This window comes from Nakamurella sp., assembly GCF_048594475.1.
In the GTDB taxonomy this organism is placed as follows: Bacteria; Actinomycetota; Actinomycetes; order Mycobacteriales; family Nakamurellaceae; genus Nakamurella.
Map to the genome: position 1 here is coordinate 1 of NZ_JBMDXT010000593.1, position 3,613 is coordinate 3,613.

The following is a 3,613-nucleotide window of genomic DNA, read 5'->3' on the forward strand; positions in this document are numbered from 1 at the left end:
CGCGCCCGCCGCGCCGGTCGGCGCCCCGCGGCCGGTGCGGGGAGCCGCCGGCCCGGGCGGATCGGGCGGGGCGGCGCCCGGCCGGGCGCCGCGGCGGGGCTATCACGACCTGGGGGACGACCTGGGGGACGTCACCTGATCCGCCCCGGCTGCGGGCGTCCCATTCGGTTGGGATGATGCCGAGCACCCGGTGGCCGGGGTGTGCTGTGCAGCACAACGGTGCGTTCGCACCACGGCGTCCGGTTCGTCGTCCGGCGCCGTGTCCGACCGATCAGGAGGGCTCCCGTGGCCACCGCCAAGATCCTCACCCACCTTTCCGTCGCCGACCGGCAGGCCAAGGGCGCGGACGCGCGGGAGAAGACCCCGCTGGAGCGGCAACTGGGGTGGACCCCCGCCGCCGACCGGTTCGATCCGGTGGCGCTGCTGGAGCAGCAGAACACGACCCGCGAGCCCGACCTGGTGCCGGTACGGCACGGTCGGATGGCGGTGTCGCCGTTCACCTTCTACCGCGGGGCGGCCAAGATCATGGCCGCCGATCTGGCCGGCACGCCGACCGGCGGGCTGGACGCCCAGCTCTGCGGGGACGCCCACCTGTCGAACTTCGGCGGCTTCGCCTCGCCCGAGCGGCGCCTGGTGTTCGACCTGAACGACTTCGACGAGACCCTGCCCGGCCCGATCGAGTACGACGTCAAGCGGCTGGTCGCCAGCTTCGTCATCGCCGGGCGCAACAACGGGTTCACGGCCGAGCAGAGCGCCGCCACGGCGCTGGCCGCCGCGCACCGCTACCGCACCGCGATGGCCGAGTTCGCGGGAATGGGCACCATGGAGCTCTGGTACACCCACCTGTCCGAGGACACCATCAAGAGCGCCCTGGTCAAGCTGGCCGCCCAGACCGAGCCCGCCGCCACCGCGAAGGCGGACAAGGCGAAGGCCGACAAGGCGAAGGCCGAGAAGGCCAAGGCGGACAAGGCCAAGGCCGAGAAGGCCAAGGGCAAGGCGAAGGCCAAGGGCGCCAAGGACCGCCCGGTGAAGGACCGGGCGGACACGGCCGGCCCGACCGGCGACGATCTGGCCCGCGCCGCCCGGAACCTGCAGAAGAACATGGACAAGGCGCGGACCCGGGACTCGCTGCAGGCGCTGTCGAAGCTGGGTGAACTGGTCGACGGCCAGTACCGGATCGTCAGCCAGCCGCCGATCGTCGTGCCGATCCGGGACTACGCCGGGCAGGCCACCGCCAACGGCCTGTCCCCGGACGCGCTCGAGTCGCTGCTGCGCAACCAGTTCCGCGAGTACCGGGCCACGCTGGAGCCCGACCGCCGGTACCTGCTGGAGAAGTTCTCGTTCGTCGACATGGCCCGCAAGGTGGTTGGCGTCGGCAGCGTCGGCACCCGCGCCTTCATCGTCCTGCTCCAGGGCCGCGACGAGCACGACCCCCTGTTCCTCCAGGTCAAGGAGGCGACCCGGTCGGTGCTGGAGGACCATCTGCCGGCCAGCCGCTACGCCAACGCCGGCGAGCGGGTCGTCCGGGGCCAGCGGATGATGCAGGCCGCCAGCGACATCTTCCTGGGCTGGACCAAGGGCGTGCAGAACGATCGCTTCTACTACTGGCGCCAGCTGCGGGACATGAAGACCTCGGCCGACGTCGAGGCGATGAGCCCGATGGCGATGAGTTTCTACGCCGAGCTGTGCGGCTGGACGCTGGCCCGGGCCCACGCCCGGTCCGGGGACGTCGTCGCCCTGACCGCCTACCTGGGCACCGACGACACGTTCGAGCGGGCCATGACCGACTTCGCGGTGCGCTACGCGGACCAGAACGAGCTGGACTACCAGGCGTTCACCGCCGCGATCGACTCCGGCCGGCTGCCGGTGCAGCGGGGCCTGTAGGGCCGCGTCCGGCCGCCCGGGCCGGATATGCTCGCGCCCGCCGGGTCGGGCGCGGCTCGGCCGGTTCCGTCCGGCTCCCCGGTCGCGGGCGGCCGCGGGCGACCCTCCCGACCGCAGCTGCAGACGTCTCGACGAAAGGCACGTGATGACCGAACCCATCGACGAACTCGGCCCGGTGGACTACCTGGTGGTGGAGTTCCCCGGCAGCCAGTTCAACGGTGAGATCCTGCCGGAGCTGCTGGCCCTGGTCCGGCACGGGGTCGTCCGGGTCCTGGACCTGGCGGTGATCCGCAAGAACGACGACGGGTCGTACGAGGCCTTCGAGTTCGAGGATCTGCAGGAGGGGCCGCTGGCCGAGCTGCGGGAGATCGAACGGGACCTGGCCGAACTGCTCTCCGACGAGGACGTGGCCGCCACCGCGGCCGAGCTGGAGCCGGGCAGCACGGCCGCGCTGCTGATCTACGAGAACCTGTGGGCGGCGCCGCTCGCGTCGGCCGTCCGTCGCTCGGGCGGGCAGCTGGTGGCCAGCGGCCGGATCCCGGTGCAGCAGCTGCTGGCCGCGGCCGAGGCCGAGCTGGCGCAGGAGCTGACCGAGGAGATCGAGACCGAGCTGGAGGCGCAGGCCCTGGTCGACCAGGTCGCGGCCGAGATCAAGGCCGACGAGGACGCCGACGCCGGCAAATCCTAGCCACCCGGCCGGACCCCGCCGGCCGGACCGCGCGTGCCCAGGGTGCCCCGGGCCGGCCGCCGCGTGTGACACCCTGGACCGGTGACGCGACACGGCTGGGCGGAGGGGACGGACGTCTCGCCCGCCGATCGGTACGCCCATGCGATGGCCTCCCGGGCCGAGCGGGCCTCGTACCCGCGTCTGGCGGAGTTCGCGCTGACCCGCCCGTTCGGCCTCGACCGGTTCCAGATCGACGCCTGCCGGGTGCTGGAGGACGGGCGTGGTGTCCTGGTCTGCGCGCCCACCGGGGCCGGCAAGACCGTGGTGGGCGAGTTCGCGGTGCACCTGGCCCTCGCCTCGGGCGGCAAGTGCTTCTACACCACGCCGATCAAGGCCCTGTCGAACCAGAAGTTCGCCGACCTCATCGCCCAGTACGGGCCGGAGCGGGTCGGCCTGCTGACCGGCGACACGTCGGTCAACGCGCACGCGCCGGTAGTCGTGATGACCACCGAGGTGTTGCGCAACATGCTCTACGCCGGCTCGCCCGACCTGGTCGGCCTGACCCACGTGGTGCTCGACGAGGTCCACTACCTGGCCGACAAGTTCCGCGGGCCGGTCTGGGAGGAGGTCATCCTGCACCTGGCCGCCGAGGTGTCGGTGGTGGGCCTGTCGGCGACGGTGTCCAACGCCGAGGAGTTCGGCGCCTGGCTGGCCGAGGTGCGGGGCGAGCTGTCGGTCGTGGTCGACGAGGTGCGGCCGGTGCCGCTGTGGCAGCACATGATGGTCGGGCGCCGGCTCTACGACCTGTTCGGGGTGAGCGAGAGCGCGCCGGCGGCCGGCGGTGCCGTGCGCATCGACCCGGCCCTGACCCGGGCGATCCACGACGCCGAGGCCATCGCGGACCGCTTCGGCGGCGGCCGGCCCGGGCGCCGGGGTGAGCGGGGCCGCGGCCCGGGCGGGCCGCGGTGGCGGCCGCCGGGGCGGGTCGACGTGATCGAGCGGCTGGACGGCGCCGGGCTGCTGCCGGCCATCACCTTCATCTTCTCCCGGGCCGGCTGCGAC

3 protein-coding genes are annotated in these 3,613 nt (G+C 73.1%); all 3 read left to right on the top strand.

The window, feature by feature from the left end; all coding sequences use genetic code 11:
* Positions 1–285: 285 nt before the first annotated feature.
* Entirely contained in the window at positions 286–1,884 is a 1,599-nt protein-coding gene (locus ACOJUF_RS26240; RefSeq protein ID WP_420124746.1) for a DUF2252 domain-containing protein, read from the top strand.
* Between the two features lie 145 nt (positions 1,885–2,029).
* Positions 2,030–2,572 (top strand): DUF6325 family protein, encoded by a 543-nt coding sequence (locus ACOJUF_RS26245; RefSeq protein ID WP_420124747.1) that lies wholly within the window; start codon positions 2,030–2,032, stop codon positions 2,570–2,572.
* A gap of 144 nt (positions 2,573–2,716) precedes the next feature.
* The coding region (locus tag ACOJUF_RS26250) for a DEAD/DEAH box helicase (RefSeq protein WP_420124748.1) at positions 2,717–3,613 on the top strand (897 nt) is incomplete at its 3' end.

Excerpts from the sequence above, each read along its gene's own strand:
- ACOJUF_RS26245 (WP_420124747.1), top strand. The coding sequence starts at position 2,030 with ATGACCGAACCCATCGACGAACTCGGCCCGGTGGACTACCTGGTGGTG.